The sequence below is a fragment of the Corynebacterium glucuronolyticum DSM 44120 genome (assembly GCF_030440595.1).
Classification (GTDB): domain Bacteria; phylum Actinomycetota; class Actinomycetes; order Mycobacteriales; family Mycobacteriaceae; genus Corynebacterium; species Corynebacterium glucuronolyticum.
Window position 1 is genome coordinate 412752 of record NZ_CP047452.1, and the last position, 25288, is coordinate 438039.

General features: G+C 59.2%; 18 protein-coding genes and 1 pseudogene. 17 read left to right on the forward strand and 2 right to left on the reverse strand.

Annotation, left to right across the window (positions count from 1 at the left end):
• The 5 genes from CGLUCO_RS01945 to CGLUCO_RS01965 all read left to right on the forward strand — a co-directional run bounded on the left by CGLUCO_RS01945 (position 1) and on the right by CGLUCO_RS01965 (position 12295).
• Entirely contained in the window at positions 1-477 is a 477-nt protein-coding gene (locus CGLUCO_RS01945) for a hypothetical protein (protein WP_005390654.1), read from the forward strand.
• Positions 470-3061: a heavy metal translocating P-type ATPase gene (locus tag CGLUCO_RS01950; RefSeq protein WP_005390652.1), complete on the forward strand. Its 2592-nt coding sequence runs from the start codon at positions 470-472 to the stop codon at positions 3059-3061. Before CGLUCO_RS01945 ends, CGLUCO_RS01950 begins: the two co-directional genes overlap by 8 nt.
• 16 nt (positions 3062-3077) lie before the next feature.
• Positions 3078-4130: a uroporphyrinogen decarboxylase gene (gene hemE, locus CGLUCO_RS01955; RefSeq protein WP_084036063.1), complete on the forward strand. Its 1053-nt coding sequence runs from the start codon at positions 3078-3080 to the stop codon at positions 4128-4130.
• A 1631-nt stretch (positions 4131-5761) separates the two neighbouring features.
• On the forward strand, positions 5762-10342 hold the full coding sequence (locus CGLUCO_RS01960; protein ID WP_232621900.1) for a hypothetical protein: 4581 nt from the start codon (positions 5762-5764) through the stop codon (positions 10340-10342).
• Positions 10343-10903: 561 nt separating this feature from the next.
• Positions 10904-12295, forward strand: a complete 1392-nt coding sequence (locus CGLUCO_RS01965) for a protoporphyrinogen oxidase (RefSeq protein ID WP_084036591.1) — start codon at positions 10904-10906, stop codon at positions 12293-12295.
• Here the strand turns inward: CGLUCO_RS01965 and CGLUCO_RS01970 are convergent.
• Positions 12280-13716: an Hsp70 family protein gene (locus CGLUCO_RS01970; RefSeq protein WP_084036592.1), complete on the reverse strand. Its 1437-nt coding sequence runs from the start codon at positions 13714-13716 to the stop codon at positions 12280-12282. The two genes, CGLUCO_RS01965 and CGLUCO_RS01970, sit on opposite strands and share 16 nt — an antisense overlap.
• 63 nt (positions 13717-13779) lie before the next feature.
• Between CGLUCO_RS01970 and hemL the strand changes: the two genes are divergently transcribed.
• From hemL to rfbB, 8 genes and pseudogenes are all read left to right on the forward strand, one after another.
• A complete protein-coding gene (gene hemL / locus CGLUCO_RS01975) occupies positions 13780-15111 on the forward strand; it encodes a glutamate-1-semialdehyde 2,1-aminomutase (RefSeq protein ID WP_005394758.1) in 1332 nt (443 codons plus the stop codon).
• Positions 15112-15161: 50 nt separating this feature from the next.
• Positions 15162-15767, forward strand: coding sequence for a histidine phosphatase family protein (locus CGLUCO_RS01980; protein WP_005390640.1), 606 nt, complete (start codon positions 15162-15164; stop codon positions 15765-15767).
• Positions 15764-16357 carry a TlpA family protein disulfide reductase gene (locus CGLUCO_RS01985; protein ID WP_005390639.1) on the forward strand — a complete coding sequence of 198 codons (594 nt, stop codon included), beginning with the start codon at positions 15764-15766 and terminating at the stop codon, positions 16355-16357. The genes CGLUCO_RS01980 and CGLUCO_RS01985 overlap by 4 nt, the downstream gene beginning before the upstream one ends.
• Before the next feature lies 1 nt (position 16358).
• The gene (locus CGLUCO_RS01990) at positions 16359-17129 is read left to right on the forward strand and encodes a cytochrome c biogenesis CcdA family protein (protein WP_084036593.1); all 771 of its coding nucleotides are present in this window, start codon (positions 16359-16361) and stop codon (positions 17127-17129) included.
• Positions 17130-18671, forward strand: a complete 1542-nt coding sequence (locus CGLUCO_RS01995) for a cytochrome c biogenesis protein ResB (RefSeq protein WP_084036594.1) — start codon at positions 17130-17132, stop codon at positions 18669-18671.
• Positions 18672-18682: 11 nt separating this feature from the next.
• Complete coding sequence (gene ccsB, locus CGLUCO_RS02000; RefSeq protein WP_005390636.1) at positions 18683-19600, forward strand: c-type cytochrome biogenesis protein CcsB; 918 nt, start codon at positions 18683-18685, stop codon at positions 19598-19600.
• A 57-nt stretch (positions 19601-19657) separates the two neighbouring features.
• Positions 19658-19959: pseudogene (locus tag CGLUCO_RS02005) on the forward strand (DMT family transporter).
• A complete protein-coding gene (gene rfbB / locus CGLUCO_RS02010) occupies positions 19956-20939 on the forward strand; it encodes a dTDP-glucose 4,6-dehydratase (protein WP_084036595.1) in 984 nt (327 codons plus the stop codon). The pseudogene CGLUCO_RS02005 and the gene rfbB overlap by 4 nt, the downstream one beginning before the upstream one ends.
• Here rfbB and CGLUCO_RS02015 read toward each other — a convergent pair.
• The gene (locus CGLUCO_RS02015) at positions 20917-22116 is read right to left on the reverse strand and encodes an Nramp family divalent metal transporter (protein ID WP_084036596.1); all 1200 of its coding nucleotides are present in this window, start codon (positions 22114-22116) and stop codon (positions 20917-20919) included. The genes rfbB and CGLUCO_RS02015 overlap by 23 nt on opposite strands.
• A 145-nt stretch (positions 22117-22261) precedes the next feature.
• Here CGLUCO_RS02015 and CGLUCO_RS02020 point away from each other — a divergent pair, with 145 nt between their 5' ends.
• The 4 genes from CGLUCO_RS02020 to rfbA are packed head-to-tail and all read left to right on the forward strand — an operon-like array spanning position 22262 to position 25150.
• Entirely contained in the window at positions 22262-22549 is a 288-nt protein-coding gene (locus CGLUCO_RS02020) for an SdpI family protein (RefSeq protein WP_232621898.1), read from the forward strand.
• Complete coding sequence (locus CGLUCO_RS02025) at positions 22546-23721, forward strand: MFS transporter (RefSeq protein ID WP_084036597.1); 1176 nt, start codon at positions 22546-22548, stop codon at positions 23719-23721. The genes CGLUCO_RS02020 and CGLUCO_RS02025 overlap by 4 nt, the downstream gene beginning before the upstream one ends.
• Positions 23684-24277: a dTDP-4-dehydrorhamnose 3,5-epimerase gene (gene rfbC / locus CGLUCO_RS02030; RefSeq protein WP_005390625.1), complete on the forward strand. Its 594-nt coding sequence runs from the start codon at positions 23684-23686 to the stop codon at positions 24275-24277. Before CGLUCO_RS02025 ends, rfbC begins: the two co-directional genes overlap by 38 nt.
• Positions 24278-25150 (forward strand): glucose-1-phosphate thymidylyltransferase RfbA, encoded by an 873-nt coding sequence (gene rfbA, locus CGLUCO_RS02035; RefSeq protein ID WP_005394771.1) that lies wholly within the window; start codon positions 24278-24280, stop codon positions 25148-25150. It abuts the gene before it with no gap.
• Positions 25151-25288: the final 138 nt, after the last annotated feature.

Here is a 25288-nt window from a genome sequence, read left to right on the forward strand (position 1 = left end):
ATGCCAGAGATGTTCCCCTCCATGTACAGGCCGGAAATGAATAATAACCGGCCGACACCGACGGGCTATCCAGCCTCATTGACGGCCAGCTTCTTCCTGTTCATCATCACGGCCATCCTCATGATGGTGGCGGGCCTTGTCCTTGCCACCTCGGGGTACACGGGTCCGATAGATGTGGACCCTAGTTTCCGTGTCGTCGTCGTCCGCAACCAGAAGATTGTGGCCATCTTCAACATTGTGGTGGCACTCATTATCTCCATCCTGGCCTCGCAGCTGCGCCGTGGTTCCACCATGTCGCGACGCTGGCTGGCGATTGTCGCGCTGGTAGCCGTCATCGGCAATCTCATCGCCTTTGTGGTGAAAGCAGGCGGTTTTGTTTTGGGAGTCATCCCCGTTCTGTTGGCTTTCGCTGCGCTGCTCATGTACACCTCGACGGCATCGGCGTATTTTGATCGCATCCGAGGTCTGAATGACTGACCTGAATTCTGTCGGCGAGCGTATCGCAGAGGCTAAGGCTGCCGCTGCCAAGATCGGCATTCACTATGATCGCCCGCGCAGACACAGCATCCGCGTCACCGATCCAGATCAGCCCTGGCGGGGAAATAACCTGACAAGCTACGGTCTGGAGATCGAGGGCCTCAACAACTCCGCCGATGTCTCCCAGGTCATCCGCCTGCTCGAGGAGTCGCCGGGTGTCCAGGTGAGCCTCAACTTCCTCAACTCCGTTGCGTGGGTGACGGCTCCCGATATTGTCTCGCCGTCGTTCCTCATTGAGCGCCTCAAGGAGAGCGGTTTTGAAGCCCAGCTCACCCCTGGTTCCCTCCAGCGGCGCGCGCGCCACCGTGATCTGTCGGAGCACACGCGCTTCATCCGTGAGCACGCGCCCGTAGGGGCTTTTCGACGCTATGGTCGTCTTCCTCGCTCCGAAGAGTTACGGCTCCAGCGCCTCCGCTCGGCAACGGCTCCCGAGCGTTCGTCTGGTTTTCTCCGCGCCAGGCATCCCATTGCCCACCGCGACGAGGCCACAGGCTACGAGGTGTTGTTCACCGCCCGCGAGTTGATCACCAAGTGGCGGCTCATCATCAGTGTCATTTTTACGCTGCCCATCCTCATCATGAGCTACAGCGAATCGCTGCAGTTCGACTACTGGCAGTACGCTTGCCTGGCGCTGGCAATCCCCGTTGTCACGTACTGTGCGTGGCCGTTCCACCGCGCTGCCCTCGGCGGTTTCCGCCGTGGCATGTCGGCGCTTGATGCGGCGAGCTCGTTGGCGATTATCGCCGCCTTTTGTTGGAGTATTTTCCTCCTCGCCTGCACCCCTGCGGGAAGTATCGGCTGGGAGTCCACGCCAAGCATGTTCGCCTACGATTACCGGCGCATCACCGATGGCGAGCTGTTTCTCGACGTGGCCTGCGGCACGACCGTGCTGCTCCTCTTCGGCCGCATCCTTTCCAGGCGGACCCGCTCGAATCTGTTGGAGGATTGGTCACAGCGCGAGGTTATCACTGATGTCCCCGTAACCGTTGTGCGCCGAAGCCACAAGACAGGTAAGCCCACCCGCACGACGCTGCCGATCTCCGAGGTTCGTAACGGCGATGACATCATCGTGCCCACTGGTGCCATGATCCCTGCTGACGGCTACGTCATCGGTGGTGCCGGCGAGGTGGAGCACACCTTTATCCACAACGGCACCCGCTACCGTGTAAAAGTCAACTCCCAGGTTTTTGCCGGTTCCCTCAACCAGGGTGGGCCACTGAAGATCCGAGTCACCAAGACAGGATCGCAGACCCGATTGGCCGGTATCAGGCGCTGGCTGGCGCAGGCGACGCAGTACTCCAATCGTTCCACCTATATCGCCACCAAGTCCGCCTCGATGCTGGTCCCGGCGGCGCTCACCATCGCCGTCTTGGATTTCGGGCTGTGGTGGCTGATTTCCAACAACCTCAACGCCTCCTTCGCCTCAGCACTCGCCGTGCTTGCATCCGTGGGGCCGGTCGCCATGGCCTTGTCCACATCGCTGGCGATGCGGTTGGGACTGGAAAACTGTGCGCGTAAAGGCATCCTCGTGCGCAACACGGAGACGATGCGCAAGCTCGACGATGTCGATACCGTCATCTTCAACAGGGTAGGCACGCTCGCCACCGGCGAACCGACCGTCGAGTCGATCACCGCCGCCCGTGGCGAGGATTCGGAGCTTGTCCTCCGCGTTGCCGGGGCACTAGCAATGGAGTCCCAACACCCCGCCTCGCGCGCCATCGTCCGCGCCGCCCGCGAGGCTCGCGATGCCGGCACGGGTGGCGACGACATCCCGCACTGGATTGACGTGGACGATCTCACCGTCACGAATGCGGGATCGTTTGTCGGCATGGTCACCATCCCCAATAAGGACGGCGAGCTCGTCACCGTCGACGCCGAGTTGTGGCGCCCGCGCGAGCTTTCTGAACTGCATGGCCGCCTCGGCTCCGTCGCCATCTCCGGTGGTGCCCCGCTGATTGTTAACTGGGACGGCAAGACCCGCGGTGTCATCCTCCTCCACGACACGATCAAGGAGGATGCCGAGGAATCCATTGAAGACCTGGAGACAATGGGTCTGGAGACGATCATGATCTCCCGCGATATCTACCCCGTGGCGCGACGGTTCGCCGACACCCTCGGCGTGTCCAAGGTCCTTGCCGGCATTGCTCCCGGCAAGAAGGATCTCGCCGTCCGCAGCGTCCACACAGCCGGCGCCAATGTCGCGATGATTGGCGATTCCTCCGTCCTCTCCTGCCTGCGCGTCGCCGATGTAGGTGTGCTGTTCGGCACCGGCGAGTCCCTGAACACGAAGGAAGCGGACGTGGTCCTATTCCGCGACGATGCCCGCTCCATCCCGGAGATGATGGCCTTGGCGCGCCGGGTATCGGCTGTGGCGGACAGGAACATTGTCTTTGCCTGGGCCTATAACATTGCCGCGATGGTTGCGTCCATCGCCGGTGTGCTGCATCCGATGGTTGCCACGCTGCTCATGGTGGGTTCCTCCCTCGTGATTGAGGGGGTCTCGTCCCGCGTGCGAAACTATTAGGGCACAATGGGGGGTTATGAACCGCAGACAGCTGACCCATGCACCGCTACTTCAAGCCGCCCGCGGCGAAACCCCCGACCACACCCCTGTGTGGTTCATGCGCCAGGCGGGGCGCAGCCTCCCCGAATACCGTGAGATCCGCGCAAATATAGGGATGCTCGACTCCTGTTTTAACCCGGAGCTTCTCGCCGAGATCACCCTGCAGCCCGTGCGCCGACACGGCGTCGACGGCGCGATCCTATTCTCGGACATCGTCGTCCCACTGAAGGCCGCCGGTGTAAATCTGGATATCATCCCCGGCCGTGGCCCCGTCCTCGATCATCCGCTGCGCACTCGCGCCGATATCGAGGCACTGCCGGTTCTCGAGCACGAGATCACCGAGGTGGCGCAGGGCATCGAGATCATCCTCGACGAGCTGACGGATACGCAGACGCTCATCGGCTTCGTCGGTGCGCCGTTCACTCTGGCGAGCTACCTCGTAGAAGGTGGCCCGAGCAAGAACCACATTCACACGAAGGCCCTCATGCACAATGAGCCGGAGACGTGGAAACTGCTCATGGAGAAGATCACCGCCACGGTGACGGCCTTCCTGCAGACGCAGATGCACGCAGGTATCGACGCCATGCAGCTTTTCGACTCCTGGGCCGGCTTCCTGTCCGAGCACGATTACCGCAGCTACGTGCAGCCATACTCCGCCCAGATCCTGGAGGCGGCACAGGGTATCCCGCGCATTCACTTCGGCGTAGGCACGGGCGAGTTGCTCCCAGACATGGCGGCCGCCGGCGCCGATGTAGTCGGCGTGGATTGGCGTGTACCCCTGGATCGGGCGGCCGAGCGTATCCATCGCGTGTCCGGCCGAGCCACGGGCCTGCAGGGCAACCTCGATCCGGCAATCCTCTTCGCAGGCGAAAAGACCATTGCCGATGAGATCGCGCGCATTACGTCAGAAGCCAATGCTGCTATCAGCTCCGGTGATGCTGTTGGGCACATTTTTAACCTGGGGCACGGTGTTCTCCCGGAAACAGACCCAGATGTCATCACCCGTGCTGTGGAATTGATACATCGCTAGTGCTGCTACAAGTAGGAAATTCCTAGGTTCCACGTGCCTTCGCGCCATGTGTCCCGCGCGGCATATACTGGGAACAGGCAAGAAAATAGGATAGTAGCCGAACAAAGCTACCTCACGCGAGCCCGGATGCTGCGGGTACAAGGATGTCAACGCGCAGGTGGATAAACACCGCTAGAACTCAAGCAATAGGAGTCGCCTGACTCAACAACCCGTCGCCCAGAGGCGCAGCTCTCCGTGGGAGCTAGCCACCTCCTGGAACGCCGGCAAAGAACCCATGGATGGCCCGCACATTCTCCCAAGGTATGAGCAACACCCCAGCTCTGCCGTAGGCAAATCGGAAAATATGAAATGCCGTGCGTGTGAGATCGCCTGCGCACCATCTCAGCGAGTTTCCAATGTGACAGCACGGGAAAACTCTTGGCACGGCAGAAACCGTAGCTCTCAAACCGCCGGCGTGGCTGGGAAACGGCGCCTAAGCGCACCGGGTGAAGAACAAAGGTATGGCCAGAGAAAGATCGAGGTTGAGCCATTTCACCACGTTTGGGGTACACACCTGGATAGCCTGTTCGGTTCCTGGTACGCAGCACGACGCGTTGGTGCAACACATGAGCGCGACCCGTCACTGAGGTAGATGTAGGGGAGAGCGGTTACGTACCGATGCCCCCGAGCTTCAAGGCACCACAATGAATCACGCATGCATAAAGGGAATGTGGGGCCTACTCGTCACCGGCGGTCCCTCCAGGTCGCACAATGAACGCAGCCGGGCGCCCGCCAACTATTCGGGGAGAGACAACCCTACCGCGCAGGTGAATGTGGCCGTAGCCGACGCTTACCGCCAGCTCCTAAGCAGGTTTGGGGCCCTGTGCCTGGCGCCTGCAGCAGAAAGATCGAGGGAGGGCTGTCCATAAAAAGTGGCGGAAAGAGTGTATGGCCAAATAATCCCGGCGCGAGGGCAAGCGCTGAGAGATTCGTAGAAAAATTGAGATCGTTGCCGTGTGCTAGGGGTGCTCTAAGACTTGGGCGGAGCTTTATTTATCGGGAGTTTCTTGGGTTATAGCATAGAAACGCCCCACATTTTGGGTTGTGGCGAGACCAGAAAGTGGGAAAGGGGCCGTTTATTAATCTTAAAACCAAGAAAACTATGTGAAAGTAAGACATCTAAATGTGGCGAACGGCCAGCGCCTAGGCTGAAAATACTATTCGGCCCCGATTATTCCTAAGAAAAATTCATCATTGGTGTGTACGTTTACAAAATCTTAAAAACCTTCACATAAAGCTGTGAAAGTGCATTGTTTAACGTAATTATAAGGGCTAATTGGCGGTATTAAGTACGCGAAAATGCAGGTAAAGGGGTAATTGTTGGTCTTTAGGCGGGAATTATAAAGGCTAGAGTAAGTTATGAATGACGTTGAATATATAGGAATATTCAGCATCGAACGGAAGGGTCCTGCGGGAACTATGCAGTACAAAACAACTGGTAGAGCCACAAATGGACAGGAAACACACGAGACTGTGTAGCCCATTTGCATATTTAAGGCAAGAGGGGATAAGCTGAGAACTAGATGTGAAAAGACTAATTTTGATGTTAGTTTCTCGCAGGACCGTATCCCCGATCAAAATGGAGAATTAAAATGTCAACAACCTCAAGGAAACGGATGGGTGTGCTGAAGCGCACCGGCTTCCGTCTCGTTGTAGCTACGGCTACATCCTTGTCGGTCGTTGCAGGTGTCACTGTGGCACCGCATGGACCAGTAGCTCCAATCGCGCACGCAGCGCCGCGATTGATAAACAATATGCAGACGAAGGAAGGATACACTGACCAGAGCGTCTGGAACGTGTATGCCAACGGGCTTGATTCCACTGCTAACGGTGGTAAAGGTGCGGGGGGTCTCGTCCGTGCCGTGCGCAATGGTCGCTTTGGCATCTGGATTGACCAGAACCAGCAGGCACCTGAGGTACCAAACGGTTTTCCAGGTAAATATACCAGGGACTGGAAACTATGGGAGCCGGAGGAGAAGGACTTCACTCACACCTGGGGGCCGTACCAAAACGGTGGTGTGCAGTGGGGTGAAATTGAACCTGCACGAAAGATTGCGATCCGTAACCTGCTGTGGTTGTACATGGATGACTATCTCCATGGACGCATGGATGAAGGCAAGGTTAAAGATGCCGCGCTGTACATTCTGGCAGGTACTGATGACCTGAAACATCATTCCAACATCAATAAACAGGGTTTCGTGGAGCGGTACTTCAATACCCCAGAAGCCCGTAAACAATTCACCAAGTGGACCGGCTATGAGCTTGTGAACGAGGGAGGGCAGGTTGGTTACAAACTTGACAAAGAAGTTCCGCTAATCCCCGGTGCTCCAGAGCTTAAGGTCATCAATCCTAAAGGTTCTATTTCTGAAAACAATCAGAGGGCTATGAATACTTGGGAGGCAGCTCCCGGTCGCGTCTTGGTTGTCGATTTGGCAGCTATGCTGAAGGACACCGACAGAGATGGCTTGAATGATGATGAGGAGAAGAATCTCGGTACTGACCCGAAGAATCCTGACACCGATGATGACGGCCTGAACGATGGTGACGAGGTCAAAAAGCATCACACTGATCCGAAGGATCCTGACACCGATGATGGTGGTGTCAACGATGGTGATGAGGTCAACCGTGGTACTGATCCGAAGGATCCTAAGGATGATAAGACCACTCCGTCTGATGATGGGAAGGCTGATCCTGATAAGGATGGTTTGACCAATGATGAGGAGAAGCAGCACGGTACTGATCCGAAGAATCCTGACAGCGATGGTGATGGCCTGAACGATGGGGATGAGGTCAAAAAGCATCACACTGATCCGAAGGATCCTGACACCGATGATGACGGCCTGAACGATGGTGACGAGGTCAACAAGCACGGCACAAATCCGAAGGATCCTGACACCGATGGTGATGGTCTTACTGATGGTGAGGAGGTTAACGGTTCTAAGAACCCGAAGAAGGATGGTAAATATGATCCTTCGGGTAAGCCGGGTAACACGGATCCGTTGAGTAAGGATACTGACGGTGACGGCCTGCACGATGGAGATGAGATCATTAAGCATCACACGGATCCTAATGATAAGGATTCGGATGATGATGGTCTTAACGATGGTCCTGAGGTTGATAAGTACCGTACGGATCCCAATGATAAGGATTCCGATGATGATAACCTCACCGATGGTGATGAGGTTAATGGCACGAAGAACCCGTTTGAGAAGAACAGGTTTGATCCGTCGGGTAAGCCGGGTAACACTAACCCAAACAATCCTGACACCGATGGTGATGGTCTTGAGGATGGTGACGAGCTAGATCCGAAGACTGGGTCTGACAAGGTCACTGATCCTAATGATCCTGACACCGATGATGGTGGTGTCAAGGATGGGGATGAGGTTGATAATAAGACCAACCCGAGGGATCCGAAGGATGATAAGCCGGGTGATGATAACCCTGGTGGTACCACCAATCCTGGTGATAATGAGACTCCGAATGATAATGGGAAGCTTGATCCTGATGAGGATGGGTTGACCAATGATGAGGAGAAGGTTATCGGCACTGATCCGTATAATCCGGATACTGATGGTGATGGTATCAATGATGGTGATGAGGTTAACGGCACCAAGAACCCGAAATTCCCTGAGAATAAGTGGGATAAGGATGGTAAGCCGGGTAACACCAACCCGTTGAATAAGGACACCGATCATGATGGTATTCATGATGGTGACGAGGTCAATCCGAATATTGGGTCTGACAAGATCACGGATCCGAACAATCCGGATACTGATGGGGACCGTCTGGAAGACGGTGACGAGGTCAACAATCATAAGACCGATCCGACTGACACTGACACCGATAACGGCGGTGTCGATGATGGGGATGAGGTGAAGCGGGGTACTGATCCGCTTAATCCTGCCGACGATAAGACTGCTCCGTCTGATAATGGGAAGGCTGATCCTGATGAGGATGGGTTGACCAATGATGAGGAGAAGGAGCACGGTACTGATCCGTATGATCCTGATTCTGATAATGATGGCATCACTGATGGTGATGAGGTTAACGGCACCAAGAACCCATTTAAGGACAATAAGTGGGATAAGAATGGTAAGCCGGGTAACACCAACCCGATGGATGATGACACCGATGATGATGGCATTGATGATGGTGACGAGGTAGACCCTGCTATTGGGTCTGACAAGATCACGGATCCGAATAATCCGGATACTGATGGGGACCGTCTGACAGACGGTGACGAGGTCAATAATCATAAGACCGATCCGACCAACCCTGACACCGATAACGGTGGTGTCAAGGATGGGGATGAGGTTGATAAGAAGACCAACCCGAGGGATCCGAAGGATGATAAGCCGGGTGATACCGATACTCCGTCTGATGATGGGAAGGCTGATCCTGATAAGGATGGTTTGACCAACGATGAGGAGGAGGCCATCGGCACTGATCCGCATAACCCGGATACTGATCGTGATGGCATCACTGATGGTGATGAGGTTAACGGCACCAAGAACCCGAAATTCCCTGAGAATAAGTGGGATAAGGATGGTAAGCCGGGTAACACCAACCCGTTGAATAAGGACACCGATCATGATGGTATTCATGATGGTGACGAGGTCAATCCGAATATCGGGTCTGACAAGATCACCGATCCGAACAATCCGGATACTGATGGGGACCGTCTGGAAGACGGTGACGAGGTCAATAATCATAAGACCGATCCGACCAAGCCTGACACCGATAACGGTGGTGTCAAGGATGGCGATGAGGTGAAGCGGGGTACTGATCCGAAGGATCCTAAGGATGATAAGACCACTCCGTCTGATGATGGGAAGGCTGATCCTGATAAGGATGGTTTGACCAATGATGAGGAGAAGGAGCACGGTACTGATCCGAAGAATCCTGACAGCGATGATGATGGCCTGAACGATGGTGACGAGGTCAACAAGCACGGCACCGATCCGAAGGATCCTGACACCGATGATGGTGGTGTCAATGATGGTGATGAGGTCAACCGTGGTACTGATCCGAAGGATCCTAAGGATGATAAGACCACTCCGTCTGATGATGGGAAGGCTGATCCTGATAAGGATGGTTTGACCAACGATGAGGAGAAGCAGCACGGTACTGATCCGAAGAATCCTGACAGCGATGATGATGGCCTGAACGATGGTGACGAGGTCAACAAGCACGGCACCAATCCGAAGGATCCTGACACCGATGATGGTGGTGTCAACGATGGTGACGAGGTCAACCGTGGTACTGACCCGAAGGATCCTAAGGATGATAAGACCACTCCGTCTGATGATGGGAAGGCTGATCCTGATAAGGATGGTTTGACCAACGATGAGGAGAAGGCCATCGGAACTGATCCTCGTAATCCGGATTCTGATGGTGATGGTATCAATGATGGTGATGAGGTTAACGGCACTAAGAACCCGTTCAAGGACAACAAGTTTGATCCTTCGGGTAGGCCGGGTAACACCAACCCGTTGAAAAAGGACACCGATGGTGATGGGTATACCGATGGTGCGGAGTTGAATCCGGCTAACGGTGGTAAGCAGACTGATCCCAATGATGCCTCGATTGTTCCTGGCCAAATTGGTGGGGATAACAATGGTAAGGACCCGTCGGATGGTACTGATGCGGGTAGTGCTGAGGGGTCAAGTGCTGGTAAGTGTTTCCAGTTGGCTACGAACTCGTGGTCGAACCCGCTGTTGTGGGGCTTCCCGTTGGCTGCTGTTGGTGCGTTGAGTCAGATTGAGATTCCTGCTCTTCCTGCTTCTATCCAGGATGAGCTGCGGAAACTGAATCCGTTTGGTGAAAATGGTATCCAGCAGCCGCAGTGGGTGCGTGACGGTAACGCGTGGTTGGCTTCTATCGGTGCGCAGATTAACGTGCCAGGTATCCTGGCTCTGCTGGGTGCGGCGGCGTTCATCGCGGCGACGGGTGCGTACTACGCTTCCAAGTGCACCACGGGTGTTGGCTGGGATTTCTCGGCGGTGTCTGAGGATGAGAACGCTAACCTGTCCTCTGATGATCACATGGTTGGTGTGGAGGGTTCCTCCTACACCCCAGAGGATGAACAGCGTGATAAAGCCGCTGTGGAAAACAGTGACGCCGATAAGGTGGAAACTCCTGCAGAGGAGAACCCCACCGGTGAGGAAAACTAAATAACAAAGTGGTTCCCCCTTCCCACCTCGTGTGGTGACCTGCAGTGGTTGTCCTCTTGGTGGGGTGGGGATAACACGATAAAGGGTTTCTCCCCGGTGTGTTCTGTGTTATGCGGTGCACACCGGGGAGTTTCTACTTGGTAGGTAGGCGGACCCCGGGTAGCGGGGGAGGAGGGGAAGAGTCTGGTGGCCGGGGTGTGAGGTAACACATGGGTCAGTCGTAGGGGCGTGATGTTTTGTGCTGTGGTGTTTTATGCTGTGGCGTTTTATGCTGTGGCGTTTGGTGCGTGCAGCGCAGTGACATGAGATACGCCGAGCACGGTGGGGGCAAACGCGCGGATGATGACGGGCTGTGTGCCCACACGCGGTACGCACAGCGCGTCCGGCTAAACCCCCGCCCCCGCCGAACACAATGCAGCACACAACGCTTTGCGGATGCGGTGGCGGGGTCATGATTTGGGCAGGCAGCCGGACTGGCAGCGGTGGGGTGGGGGAGGGCTTGTACGCTTAAGGGGTAACAATGAATATGAGCGGACTCATGTGTTGAAAGGAAATGGTGGGATGACCATGCGTTATGCGGTAGTGGGGGCGGGGCTTGCAGGGCTTACGGCTGCCTATGAGCTGAAGAAGAATCATCCGGACGCGGCTGTGCAGGTTTTTGAGGCGACCGATAGGATCGGCGGGAAGCTTCTTACCATCGACGCCGAACACGGCCCGACGGATATGGGTGCGGAGGCCTTCATCAATTTCCGCAGGGATGCCCACGCCTTCTTTGATGAGCTGGGAATTAAGGATAGGTTGGTGTACCCGGCTGGCAGGCACTCCCGGGTGTATTCCGGCGGGATGCTGCAGGAGCTGCCCCGGGGTGGTGTGATGGGGATTCCGGCCTCATCCGCAGGGTTGGAAAATATTATCTCAGCCGAGTCGTGCGCCAGGATTGATGCCGAGGCGCAGGGTGAGGGGATCGATTGGTCTGTGGGGGAGGATCGCAGCCTGGGCAGGCTCGTCAGGGAGCGTTATGGGGATGATGTGGTGGAGCACCTAGTGGATTCCATGCTTGGGGGCGTGTATTCCTGCAATGCCGATGAGCTCGGCGTGCGGGCGACGGTGCCGCAGCTTGCGCAGGAGTTTGACGCGATGAAGCAGGAGGGGGCAAAGGTCACGCTTTCCGGGGCTGTACAGCGGATCGCCGATAAGCGTGCCGGGAAAACGCAGGATCCGGCCGCCAAGCCGATGCCTGTTTTCGCCACCTTTGATGAGGGCTACCAGGTTTTGTACGAAAGGCTCGCCGAGGCATCGGGGGCGGAGATTTACGTGGATTCCTTCGTCACCGGTGTGGAGAAGGAAAAGTCAGGGTACAAGCTCCTTGGTGCGGGCGATGGCATCTATGACGGTGTTATAATCGCCACGCCGGGGCCGACTGTGGCGATGCAACTGAAGAAGCTTTGCCCGGCGGCCGCAGCGGAGGCGCAGAAGCAGAAGCTCGCCTCGTGCGCGGTGGTGAGCTTGAAGTTCGCCTCCGACGAGGGGCTGCCGAATATTTCGGGCGTACTGGTGGCATCCGACGAGCCCGATATGCACGCCAAGGCCTTTACTATTTCTTCCAAGAAGTGGGACCATTACGAGCGTCGCGGAGGCGCGCTGGTGCGGGTGAGCTTTGGTAAGTATGGCCAGGATGAGATGCTGCGGGAGGATCCGGAAAAGCTCACCGAGTGGGCCCAGGAGGATCTGCGCAAGGTGACGGGGTACTCCGGGGAGCTGGAGGAGGCTTACGTGCAGGTGTGGTGGGGTGCGCTGCCACGCTATGACGCCGAGCACCTCACCTATGTTGCCGCGTTCCGCGACGCTATCGCCTCGCTTGATGGACTTGAGGTGTGCGGGGCCTGGATCGATGGTGTGGGGGTCCCCGCGATCATCGCCGGGGCGCGGGCGGCTGCTCAGCGCCTCAGGTGAATCCCCAGCTCGTCCACGTCGATGGCGATGGAGACTATTCCATCGTCATCCACAGTGACCTCCTCGTGGACGAGTGGGCCTTCGGTGACGCGGGTGACGGGGATGGTCCGGAGATCATCCTCGGAAAGGTGAGAAAGCTCTGCGGTGAAGGGCACACCGATTTCGGCGATGAGTGAGAAATCATCGCCGATCTCCCCGTAGCGGAACCATCCTACGTTGTGGGCGGCGCGGTAGATGCGAGTTGCCGTGCGTGGCGTGGAGGGAGTAATGAGGGGGTCGAGGCTTACCTCACTTCCTGCGTCCCACTCGCGGAACACGCCGATGCTGCGGGAGAGCGTGTCGTGGAGAGCGTAGTCGGAATCGGGGTCGGCGGCGATGGCGAGCCCCACGGCGGTGGAAGCCGAGGGGAGCGGAGAGCGGTGGACGCGGCGCCCGAACTTCTTGCGCAGCGTCTGGGAGATAAGAGGCAGTGATGTGGTGCCGCCCACGAGATAGATGCCGGCGATATTGGTATCGCGGAGGGAATCGGAGCCGATGAGGGGCTCGATCGCGGTGAGCGTCTCATCAATGAGCGGTGTGGCCGCAGCGTAGAAATCCTTAACGGGGATAGTGACGTCATCGTCCCCCACGGCGATGACGATGCGCCGTGACTGCGGCACTATCGCCTCTTTCGCCGAGCGTGCTTCGTCGACAAGCCTCATGCGCGCGGTGGCGGAAAAAGCGTCGAAGGAGTGGCCTAGGGAGGCCAGGGCGAGGTCGGCGAGGATGACGTCAAGATCGTCCCCACCGAGCCGGGGGCGCCCCACGGTGTTGACGATGGTGTGGCCCACGCCGTCGATGGCCACCAGAGAGGCATCGAAGGTACCGCCGCCGAGGTCGTACACCAGGATGGACTTACGTTTGCTGTTGAGAGTGCGGGCGTGCCGGTGCGTGTACTCAAAGGCGGCGGCGGAGGGCTCGTTAATGAGCCCCTGCACTGTGATCCCGGTGCGGGAAAACGCGGCCATGGTTAGAAGGCGCTGCGCGTGGTGCGAGTGGGCGGGAACCCCCAGCACAACCTCGATGGGGGAGGTATCGGCGAGGTCTTTTTGAAACCGCCTCAGGTGGCTCACCACGTACTGTGCAAAGGCCTCAAGGATCTCGCCCACGGTACGGGTGGTGGTGCCCAGACGAACCGGGGTGGCCGAGGTGACCTGTTGGCCGGAGAGGGCGCGCTTGAAGGAGCGAGTGAATCCGGGGGTACCACGAAGCTCCATCGCGTCCCAGCCGCACACCAGCTCCTCGCCGGAGATCGCAATGACGGAGGGGATGTAATCGTGGCTGTCACCGTGGCGATCCTCGCTGGGAACAACGGGGTAATTTCCGCGGTCGCTAGCTGCGATAACTGTGCGTGTAGTACCAAAATCGATCCCAAAGTGCATGTAGGTTAGCGTAGCAGCGGAGCGCTAATGTAGCAGTGAAACCCGTAAACGTACAATAAGGCCATGAGTTCTTCCACTTCTATAACCGTCACATCTGATAATGTCTCTCGGTCGGCCGAGCTTTTCGCGGCCGCCAAAAACGTCATCCCCGGCGGCGTGAACTCGCCGGTGCGCGGGTTTGGTTCCGTTGGTGGCCAGACGCGTTTTATCGCCAAGGCACAGGGCTCCCACCTCACCGACGTGGACGGGAACGATTACGTTGACCTCGTTGGCTCGTGGGGGCCGATGCTGCTCGGCCACGCTCACCCCGCCGTGGTGGAAGCCGTGAAGAAGGCCGCCGAGAATAGCCTCAGCTTCGGCACCCCGTGCGAGGCCGAGGGGAAGCTCGCGCAGCTGGTCATCGACCGTACGAGCGTGGACATGGTGCGCATGGTTAACTCCGGCACGGAAGCCACGATGAGCGCCGTACGCCTGGCCCGCGGGTACACGGGTCGCTCCAAGGTGATCAAGTTTGAGGGCTGCTACCACGGCCACGTGGATGCCCTGTTGGCCAGCGCCGGAAGTGGTGTGGCTACCTTCGGCCTGCCGGATTCTCCCGGCGTGACTGGTGCGTCCGCAGCCGACACCATCGTCGTGCCCTACAACGATATTGATGCCGTGACCAAGGCGTTTGAGGAGAATCCTGAGGACATTGCCTGCATTATCGCGGAGGCAGCTGCCGGCAACATGGGTACCGTCGCGCCGCAGGATAACTTCAATCAGAAGCTCAAGGATGTGGCCCACAAGTACGGTGCGCTGCTCATCCTCGACGAGGTCATGACGGGTTTCCGCACCTCTTACAACGGCTGGTACGGCATCGACAATGTCGCCGCTGACCTCACCACATTTGGCAAGGTCATCTCCGGAGGCATGCCGGCAGCAGCGTTCGGTGGCCGCCGCGAGATCATGGAAAAACTCGCCCCGCTCGGCCCCGTGTACCAGGCGGGTACCCTCTCTGGTAACCCCGTGGCCATGGCTTCCGGCATCGCCAACCTGGAAAACGCCACGGAGGACGTGTACGACATCATCCGCGCCAACGCCGACCGGCTCGCCGGCATTTTCGACGAGGCGCTCACCCGCGAGGGCGTAGACCACCACATCCAGCGCGCAGCGACCATGCTGTCCATCCGTTTCGCCGAGGGCGAGGGCCACAACTTCGCCGATATGAAAGCGGCCGAGACCTTCCGCTTCCCGGCGTTCTTCCACGCGCTTCTGGATCACGGCGTATACGCGCCGCCGAGCCCGTTCGAGACGTGGTTCGTCTCCACCGCGCTTTCCGACGACGACTTCGACCGCATCGAGAAGGCCACCGCTGTCGCCGCCAAGGCTGCAGCTGCCGCCACGGAAACAAAGTAACCGCACGCAGGTAGCCCCTCGGAAGAAGCCTGAAAAAAGGAGAAAATACTGTGAGCTCCATCGTTCACCTCGTGCGCCACGGCAAGGTGTACAACCCCGGCCGCATCCTGTACGGCCGACTGCCCGGGTATCACCTCTCCGATCGCGGGCGCGCCATGGCCAGCGCCACGGCGGACAGTTTCGCCGGCCATGATGTCACCCTGCTCGCGCACTCGCCCCTTACGCGGGCAGAGGAAACTGCCCAGCCCATCGCGCAGGTGACGGGACAGGACCCGGAGGCGTGGGAGGACATCATCGAGGCGGGCAACCGCTTCGAGGGGCTGCGCGTGAACGCCTGGAATTCGCAGCTGTGGAATCCCGTGCGCTGGCCGCTGCTGAAGGATCCGAGCATCCCCAGCTGGGGTGAGCCCTACGAGCAGATCGCCACGCGCATGCTCAGCGCCGCCAAGAAGGCGGCGGAGATCGCCGAGGGCCACGAGGCAATCCTGGTCAGCCACGAGCTCCCCATCGTCATGGTGCAGCGCAGCGTCGCGGGCCTGCCGCTGCCACACAACCCCGCGAGGAGGAAGTGCGCTTTGGCTAGTGTCACCTCTCTGCACTATTGTGACGGAGAAATACTCGATATCTATTATTCGGAGCCTGCGCAAGAGATATGATGCATAAACTCGCCACCGTTATCCTTTCCTCCGCTGTCGCTGCGGCGGCACTGACCGGCTGCTCCGAAGACCAGACGGCGGGCAAGGATGCGGTCGCCGTGGGCGGCTCGTTCTCCTTCGTCAGCCCCGGCGGGCAGACCGTCATCACGTATCCGGAGGAGGAGCGCCAGCCGGTGCAGTCCTTCTCCGGCGAATCCCTCATGGAAGACGGCGCGACGATCAGCCTCGACGATTACAAGGACAAGGTTGTCGTGCTCAACGCCTGGGGGCAGTGGTGCGGCCCGTGCCGCTCCGAGGTGGATGACCTCGAGGCGATCCACGAGGAGCTGGGCGATAACGGTACCGTTTTGGGCATTAACGTGCGGGATCCGCAGAAGGATGCCGCCCGTGACTTCGTCACAGACAATGGGGTGACCTACCCCAGCATCTACGATCCGCCGTTCCGCACCGCCGCTGCACTCGGTGGCATCCCTGCCACTGTTATCCCCACAACGATTGTGCTTGATCGGCAGCACCGTCCGGCCGCCGTGTTCCTCACGGAGGTGACCGTGGACGATCTGCGTCCGATCATCGAGGAGCTGGTGAGCTAGCATGGGCGACACTTTCGCCGGGATCGCCGCCTCCGGCCCGCTGCTGCTCGCGCTTATAGCCGCAGCGTGCGCGGGACTCGTGAGCTTTGCCAGCCCGTGCGTCGTGCCACTTGTCCCGGGCTACATTTCGTACCTCGCCGGAATCGTCGGTGGGGATGTCGGCCGCGATGGTGTGAAGAAGGGCTCCCGGGGCCGGGTGGCGCTCGCCGCGCTGCTCTTCGTGGCCGGGTTCACCGTCATCTTTGTGCTGGCCACAGCGACCGTTTTCGGTGCCATCAGCTTCCTCACCCTGTCTGCCACGACGCTGCAGCGAGTCGGCGGAGTGGTGACCATCGTCATGGGGCTCGCATTCATGGGGCTCATCCCGGCGCTCAACCGCGACACGCGCCTCACCCCCAAAAAGCTGTCTACCTGGATCGGTGCGCCGCTGCTCGGCGCGGTCTTCGCCCTCGGCTGGACACCGTGCCTCGGGCCGACGCTGGCGGCGATTATTTCCGTCGCCGCCGGAACGGAGGGGGTAACCGCCCTCCGCGGGGTGCTCCTCATCGTGTTCTACTGCCTCGGCCTCGGCGTTCCGTTTGTGCTGGTGGCGCTGGGTTCGGCGGGTGCCATGCGGGGCATTGACGTGCTGCGCCGGCATTCGCGCACCATCCAGATCGTGGGTGGGGTGCTGCTCGTCGCCGTCGGTGTCGCCCTGGTCACCGGCCTGTGGGCGCGGTTTATCGGCTGGATTCAAGTTCTCACCCTGGAGTATGGAGCGACACTGATCTAAATGGTGAAAGTATTCTTCCTGCGGGCCTGGCGGTGGCTGACAAGCATGCGCACCGCCCTCATCCTGCTTTTTCTGTTGGCCCTGGCCGCCGTCCCCGGTGCCCTCCTGCCACAGCGAAGCCTGAATGAGTCGAAGGTCACCGAGTACATCGCTTCTGGTGGACGTACCGCTGAGCTCATGGATAAGCTCCAGCTTTTCGACGTCTTTTCCTCCTCGTGGTTCACCGCCATCTGGTTCCTCTTGGGGATCTCGCTCGTCGGCTGCATCATCCCCCGCACGTGGGACCACATCAAGGTGATGCGCGGCGAACCCGTGCGCCCGCCCCGCAACCTCTCGCGCCTACCCAAGCACGCATCCGGCCAGGTTGAAGAACCCATCGATATCGTAAAACAAAAGGTCACCAAGGTTTTCAAGGGGTGGCACGCCCGCTGGTATGCCCCGGCGGAAGACCGCGCCGGGGCACTTACCCTCAGTGCCGAGAAGGGCTACGCCCGGGAAATTTTTAACCTCATCTTCCACCTCGGCATCGTCGCCATGCTCGTGGTTATTGCCTGGGGCCGCCTCGTCTATACCGAAGGCCACCGCATCGTTGTGGTCGATGGGCAGTCCAATGAGTTCTGCAACACCGCCCTGTCCAACTTCGATTCCTTCCGCGCCGGCAGGCTTGTCGACGGCACCTCCCTGACACCCTTCTGCGTCACCATCCACGACTTCGACGCCAATTACCTCCCCAATGGCCAGTCCGAGATGTTCGAGTCCAACGTCAGCTACACCACGGACGTGGCCAATCCCGACTGGCAGGATTACCACCTCAAGGTGAACGAGCCCCTGCGCCTCGAAGGCTACCGCGTCTACCTGCAGGGTCACGGCTACGCGCCGACGTTCACCGTCACCTGGCCGAACGGCGAGGAACGCACCCAAACCCTGCAGTTCCGCCCCGACGACCCGATTAACCTCTTGTCCACCGGTGCCATGCGTTTTGACCCGCCGGCGGGCCTGTACGAGGATGACCTCACCCGCCGCCAAAACCAGGTGTCCCTGCAGGGCCTTTTCGCCCCGACGGCCTCCTGGGATGGCACCATTCTCGCCTCCTCCTTCCCGGAGCTGACGGATCCGGCCGTCGCCATCGATGTCTACCGCGGTGACAACGGCCTGGACTCCGGCACTGGTCAACAGCTGTTCTCGCTGGATTCGCGCCAGATCGCGATGGGGGAGCTGCAGAAGGTTGCCCGCGTCAACCTCATGCAGGGGGAGACGGTCACCCTGGAGGACGGCACGACGGTCCGCTTCGACGGCGCAGTTCCCTTCGCCAACCTGCAGGTTTCCTACGACCCCTCGCAGGGGTGGCTGCTTGCGACCACCCTCATCATGCTTGCGGGTCTCGTCGGTTCGCTCATGACCAAGCGCCGACGCATGTGGGTTCGCCTCACCCCCGAAAACGGTCACACACGGGTGGAGACGGGCGGGTTAGCCCGAACAGACCACGCCGGATGGGGGACTGAGCACGACGATTTATTCGAGGATATTACTTCTTCGCGCTAGACTGATGCACTATGCTGGCAAACTCGGAACTCGCAGGCCTGTCTGACCTTTCATTCAAGACGGCGCTGGTTATTTATGTGGTGGCGCTCGCCGCGTCGCTTGTCTTCTACGGACTGTCGCACGCTGCCAAGGAAAAGCAGCGTGAGCTCGTCGGTGCTGGCGGGCCGCCTGTCGACGAGCCCGCCGAAAGCGGTTCCAGGGCGGACCGTTTCGCAGGCATGACGACGGCACTCGTCTGGCTTGGCGTTGTCATCCAGTTCGTGTCCATCATCCTGCGTGGCCTGAGTACGGGCCGGTTCCCGTTTGGCAACATGTACGAGTACATCTCCATGATTGCCGCGTTCACCATGCTCATTGCGGCCTTTGTGATCACCCGCACGAAGATTGTGTCCCTGTGGCCGTGGCTTCTCGCTCCCATCGTGGCGCTCATGTTCTACGGCGGAACGCAGCTGTATGTCAGTGCCGGCCCGCTGAACCCGGCGCTGAAGAGTTTCTGGCTGCCGTTCCACGTGTCCTGCGTGTCCATCGGCGCCTCGATCGGCATGTTCTCGGGTGTAGCCAGCATCCTGTACCTGCTCAAGCGCTGGAAGCCGGACGTGTTCCCGCTGTCCATCCTGCCGTCCGCCGACACGATCGACCGCGTCGCCTACCAGCTCGCCGTGTGGTGCCTGCCGGTCTTCGGCCTGGGCATCATCCTGGGTGCACTGTGGGCCGAGTCTGCGTGGGGTCGCCCCTGGGGCTGGGATCCGAAGGAGACCTTCTCCCTCATCACCTGGGTGATGTACGCCGCCTACCTGCATGTTCGCGCAACCCCTGCGTGGCGCAAGATCGCCGCCTGGATCAATATCGTGGCGCTGGGCACGATGCTGTTCAACCTGTTCGTCATCAACCTGGTGGTCTCCGGCATGCACTCATACGCTGGGGTTTAAACCGCTCGACCGGACAAGGGAGCCGTACCCAGGTCAACAGCAAAGACGGCTACAGTTATGGCTTGGTTTATCCTCATTGTTTCCGGTTTGTTCGAATCCGTGTGGGCTGTGGCGCTGTCCCTGTCCCACAGCTTCACCCGGCTCGTCCCGTCGCTTGTCTTCCTTATCGCGTGCGCCATCTCCATGAGTGGCCTCGCATTCGCCATGCGGCCCTCCCCGTCGGCACGTCGTAAGCGGTCTGGGCCGGCGTCGGTGCCCTCTTGTACTCCTTTCTCACCGGCGCGGAACCCGTGTCGCTTCTCAAGGTCATCTTTGCTGCCATGATTGTCGGTGGCATCGTAGGATTGAAGCTGGTATGAACATTCTTGTTACTGGTGGCGCGGGCTTCATCGGCTCCAACTTCTGCCACTACACCCGTGCGCATTACGATCACGAGGTCACCGTCCTCGATGCCCTCACCTACGCGGGCAACCCCGCTTCGGTTCCGGAGGGCTGCCGTCTCGTCCATGGTTCCATCCTCGATGAGGAGCTTGTCGACGCTTTGGTGAAGCAATCCGACGTGGTCGTCCACTTCGCCGCCGAATCCCACAATGACAATTCCCTGCGCGATCCGCTCGCCTTCGTCCGCACCAACGTTGAGGGGACGACCGTTATTGCCGCCGCCTGCGCGCGCCACGACGTTCGTCTGCACCATATTTCCACCGATGAGGTCTACGGCGATCTTCCGCTGACCGGTGGCGAACGCTTCACCCCCGACACCCCGTACCGGCCGTCGTCCCCGTACTCGGCGTCGAAAGCCTCTGCCGACCACATCGTCCGCGCCTTTGGGCGTTCCTTCGGTCTGCGGGCGACGATCTCCAACTGCTCGAACAACTATGGGCCGCGGCAGCACCCGGAAAAGTTCATTCCCCGGCAGATCCTCGCCCTGGAAAACGGCGAGCCCGTGCGCCTCTACGGCGACGGGCTCAATGTTCGGGACTGGATTCACGTGGACGATCACAACTCCGCGGTGTGGGCGATCCTTGAGCGCGGTGAGATCGGCAGGACGTACCTGATCGGTGCCAACGGGGAGCTGTCCAACCGTGAGGTGGTCGACGAGCTGGTGAAGCACTACCCGGGAGCCGAGGTGATCCATGTGACGGATCGGCCTGGACACGATCGTCGATACGCGATAGACCCCTCCTCCGTGGAGGCCTTGGGCTGGAAGCCGCGCTACACCTCGTTTACCGAGGGGCTAGCCCAGACTATTGACTGGTACCGTGCGAATAAACGCTGGTGGGAAGAAGCCCGGGATCGCTCCGAAAAGATCTACCGGGCTAGAGAACAAGCGCTAGATTAAGCGCAATAACAATGGCGGCGATGACAATGTTCATCACATTCGTCTTCGTCCCCGTGGCGTACTCGCCCATGACCTTCTTGCTTGCCGTCGCCCAGAACAGGGGAATGACGGCAAAGGGGATACCTACGGAGAGGAGCACTTGGCTCCACACGAGGCTCATTGTCGGATCCGCTCCCCAGGCGATAATGAGGATCGCCGGGATGAGGGTGACCAGGCGGCGGGCAAGAATCGGCACGTTGATGTGCAACAACCCGCGCATGATCTCCGAGCCCGCGTAGGCGCCGACGGAGGTCGAGGCAAGCCCGGAAGCCAACAGGCCGATGGCGAAAATAAAGCCGATTCCGGAGCCGAGGTTTTCCACAATTGCGCGGTGTGCTCCCTCAATCGAGTCGGTGCCCTCCACTCCGAATAGGGAGTTTGCAGCCACAACGAGGAGGCCGATGTTCACCAGGCCCGCAAGGATCAGCGCACCGACAACATCGACCTTGGTGGAGTGAATGAGTTCCTTCGTGCTGTGGCCCTTGTCCCCAAACCTGTCGACGACGAGCGTGGAGTGCAGGTAGATGGCGTGCGGCATGACTGTCGCGCCAAGCATACTTGCCGCCAGCATGACCGTATCCGGCCCCTTGAAGCGGGGGATAAGTCCCGTGGCTACCTCTGCCGGATTCGGGGGATCAATGACAAGTCCTGCCAAAAACCCAACGGCGATGATGAGCAGCAACCCGATGACGACGCGTTCGAAGATGTGTTGGCGGCCACCGCCCTGAATAGCCAGGAGTAGCAGGCTAACCAAGCCAGTAATGATTGCGCCCCACAGAAGCGGAAGATCGAACAACAAATTGAGGGCGATGGCGCCACCGACCACCTCGGCGATGTCGGTTGCGCCTGCGACGATCTCTGCCTGGATCCAGTACAAGAGGCGCGGCGTGCGTGGCATCGTATCGCCCAGTAGCGCCGGGAGTGACCTCCCTGTCACGATCCCCAGCTTGGCGGAGTGGTACTGGACGACGACGGCCATCGCGTTGGCGAGGACGAGGACCCAGATAAGAAGGAATCCGTATCGTGCGCCGGCGGTGATGTTTGCCGCTACGTTACCTGGATCGACGTAGGCCACGGCGGCGACAAACGCTGGACCTAGAAGCGAGACGCGTCTCATCAATTTCATGATTATGAGCATACAAGTTCAAAGACCCGAAAACTAACCGGTTGTTTGTTGAATGAAAAATTTAATTGCAATAATACCCCCTAGTGGGGGGTGGAGGGAAAAGTTGTAACCTGGTGCCTACGTCGGATCTCATTGTCTAGCTGAAAGTAGTCACCTCGTGGGAATTTCCCTTGTTGTTTCTTCGGTGTCCATCGCGTTCCTCGGCGCTGTGGCTTCCACCATCCCGCGCAATGGGAGCCTTGGCATTCGAACGAGGCAGACGAAGAGAAGCGACGCTGCGTGGGAGCGTGGACATGAAGCAGCGGCTCCCCGTCTGCGTGCCTATGGCTATGTGGATATTGCCCTCGCGATCATTCTCATTGCTTACGCCACAACAATCGGTGGTTTCATCAACTGCGCAGCAATTGCGAATGCAGCCGCCAAAGAAAAAGGAGACACCGTTTGAACGGACGCGGAAAAACCCGCACCGCGCTGGCCTACACCATCTCAGGGGTCGGCGACAGCATCATCCCCGCAAGCTTCGCCATCCAGTCCTACCGGTTAGACGAATCCGGCAGGCTCCTAACCATCGTCCTGCTCTCACTCTGGCTCGGACGCCTTCTATCATCCATCGCGGCGCAACGCATGCCCGCACCAACATTCCCTGCACGCTGGATGATCCTCTCCGATATCGTTCGCATGCTCGCCCAGCTCCTCCTCCTGTGGTGGGTAGTGGCCCAAAGCTCCCACTTCGCGGCGGCATTCTTCGTTTCGTGCCTTACCTACGGGCTAGCAACAGCCTTCTTTAACCCGGCCCGATTCGAGCTCATCAGCATCGTCTGCGAGACAGAAAACGAGAAGGTCAAGCTCAACAGCCTGCTATCGGCAGTAGGGGACGTGCTCTTTGTCTGCGGTCCGCTGCTTGGCACGTTCATCACGGTGCACGCAAGCTTCGAGGCGGCATTAATTGTCGACGCTGCCAGCTTCGCCGTCTCTATCCTCATCCTCGCCAGCTTCTGGCCGCTCACACGCGGAACACATCGCGCGCCAGAGGAGGAGTCTTACGCAAAAGAAAAGCTTCCCGCGTGGGTCAACCCGGGTCTCGCCACCTGGTTCGTGCTATCCGCCTCCATCGGCTTCCTCGGCACGGCTGCACCGACCCTTGTCATGCAGCATTTCGACGAGCGGATGTGGGGTTGGGTGGCTGCTGGTGCCGCCGTCGGCTCCCTAGCAGGATCAGCAGGATCCATCGTAATGAGATTCCCGTTTAGGTACAAGCAGGCCCTCGCTCTTGTGCTTTCTGCTGTCTACGTCATCTTCCTCATGTGGGCACCATCCGTCGCGCTCATCGTCGCGGCGGCAGCCCTTAGCTCCGCGCTGACCACCATGGCCGGGATTGCCTGGGATGTGGCAGGGCAATCTTTCGACTCGGCAGGTCTTGTCCATCAGTTCGCCACCAAGGGTCAGTTGGTGAACACCGCCGCAATCCCCACCGGCATGGTCATCTTCGGCATCGCCACCGCTATCCTGCTGCCCGTATCTGTGGCGCTGGCAATCATTCTTAGCATCGTCGGTGTGTCCTACGCGCTAAACTGGGGGCATGCTGCAGGAAACGAACCTACCAGGAGTCTTACTTAGCGTCCCCGAGATTCACCCAGATGACCGGGGAACCTTCCATGAATGGTTTAAGGCCACCGACTTTGAGGAAGCCGTAGGTTTCCCGTTCGACCTCCAGCAAGCAAACGTATCGACGTCGAAAAGCGGAGTCCTGAGAGGTCTCCATTACGCCGACGTCCCCCCGGGACAAGCCAAGTTCGTCTCGTGCATCAGCGGCCGGATCTGGGACGTTGCCGTCGACATCCGCAAGGGGAGCGCGAGTTTCGGACGCTACATCGGTGTTGAACTATCCGCAGAAAACCGGCACAGCCTCTACCTTCCCGTCGGCTTCGCACACGGTTTTGTCGCGCTGGAAGATTCCACCGTCGCCTACCTGTGCAGCGAGGGGTACAACCCCTCCCACGAGCACGGCATCAATGCCTTCGACGAGGAACTCGGCATTGACTGGCCGTCTCGCGACGTTATTTTGAGTGATAAAGATCAAAACGCGCCGGGGCTTCGCGAGGTGAAACTGCCGCGCTACAACGAGTGCAAAGCATTCGAGGACGTGGTGCGCGCAACGTGGGCGGATGCCTAGATGAAGGGCATCATCCTCGCAGGTGGGACGGGATCTAGGCTGTATCCCATCACCAAGGGCATTTCCAAACAGCTTGTGCCCGTCTTTGACAAGCCGATGATCTACTACCCGCTGACCACCCTCATGCTCAGCGGCATCACTGACATCGCCATCATTACCACCCCGCAGGACGCGCCCCAATTCCGCCGCCTGCTCAGCACCGGTGAACAATTCGGCACCACGCTCACCTACCTTGAACAGGACGAACCCCGCGGGCTTGCCGAGGCCTTCATCGTCGGCGAGGACCACATCGGCGACGACTCCGTCGCCCTCGTCCTTGGCGACAACATCTTCTACGGCCCAGGCCTTGGCACCCAGCTCCGCCGCTTCCGCGACATCGACGGCGGCGCCATCTTCGCCTACTGGGTTGCCGACCCCACCGCCTACGGCGTTGTCTCCTTCGATTCCGACGGGCGCGCCCTCTCGCTTGAAGAAAAGCCTGCTCACCCCGCCTCCAACTACGCCGTTCCCGGCCTGTACTACTACGACAACCGCGTCATCGAGATCGCCAAATCCCTCACGCCCTCCGCCCGCGGCGAACTCGAAATCACCGACATCAACAACCGCTACCTAGAAGAAGGTGCCCTCCACGTCGAGGTTCTCCCGCGCGGCACCGCCTGGCTCGACACCGGCACCGTCGATCTGCTCATGGCCGCCGGCGACTTCGTCCGCACCATCGAACAGCGCCAAGGTTTGAAAATTGGCGCCCCCGAGGAAGTCGCCTGGCGCATGGGCTACATTTCTACCGAACAGCTCTTGGAGCAGGCCGCTTTACTGGAGAAGTCGGGTTACGGCACGTACCTACGCTCCGTAGTAGACCGCGAGTTCCACTAGGTTTGTTCCCGATTGCGGCCCATCTGGCATCGATTCCTGGGCGCGCGATTCCCCTCGGGCCGCAATTGAATTGGCCGCTATTCCGTTTGCGGCCCATCTTCCATTAAAGCTCGGGTGGTTGGATGACGACGGGCCACC

Coding starts and splice junctions, on each gene's coding strand:
- CGLUCO_RS01945 (WP_005390654.1), top strand. CDS start 1: ATGCCAGAGATGTTCCCCTCCATGTACAGGCCGGAAATGAATAATAAC.
- CGLUCO_RS01950 (WP_005390652.1), top strand. CDS start 470: ATGACTGACCTGAATTCTGTCGGCGAGCGTATCGCAGAGGCTAAGGCT.
- hemE (WP_084036063.1), top strand. CDS start 3,078: ATGAACCGCAGACAGCTGACCCATGCACCGCTACTTCAAGCCGCCCGC.
- CGLUCO_RS01960 (WP_232621900.1), top strand. CDS start 5,762: ATGTCAACAACCTCAAGGAAACGGATGGGTGTGCTGAAGCGCACCGGC.
- CGLUCO_RS01965 (WP_084036591.1), top strand. CDS start 10,904: ATGACCATGCGTTATGCGGTAGTGGGGGCGGGGCTTGCAGGGCTTACG.
- CGLUCO_RS01970 (WP_084036592.1), bottom strand. CDS start 13,716: ATGCACTTTGGGATCGATTTTGGTACTACACGCACAGTTATCGCAGCT.
- hemL (WP_005394758.1), top strand. CDS start 13,780: ATGAGTTCTTCCACTTCTATAACCGTCACATCTGATAATGTCTCTCGG.
- CGLUCO_RS01985 (WP_005390639.1), top strand. CDS start 15,764: ATGATGCATAAACTCGCCACCGTTATCCTTTCCTCCGCTGTCGCTGCG.
- CGLUCO_RS01990 (WP_084036593.1), top strand. CDS start 16,359: ATGGGCGACACTTTCGCCGGGATCGCCGCCTCCGGCCCGCTGCTGCTC.
- CGLUCO_RS01995 (WP_084036594.1), top strand. CDS start 17,130: ATGGTGAAAGTATTCTTCCTGCGGGCCTGGCGGTGGCTGACAAGCATG.
- ccsB (WP_005390636.1), top strand. CDS start 18,683: ATGCTGGCAAACTCGGAACTCGCAGGCCTGTCTGACCTTTCATTCAAG.
- rfbB (WP_084036595.1), top strand. CDS start 19,956: ATGAACATTCTTGTTACTGGTGGCGCGGGCTTCATCGGCTCCAACTTC.
- CGLUCO_RS02015 (WP_084036596.1), bottom strand. CDS start 22,116: ATGCTCATAATCATGAAATTGATGAGACGCGTCTCGCTTCTAGGTCCA.
- rfbC (WP_005390625.1), top strand. CDS start 23,684: ATGCTGCAGGAAACGAACCTACCAGGAGTCTTACTTAGCGTCCCCGAG.
- rfbA (WP_005394771.1), top strand. CDS start 24,278: ATGAAGGGCATCATCCTCGCAGGTGGGACGGGATCTAGGCTGTATCCC.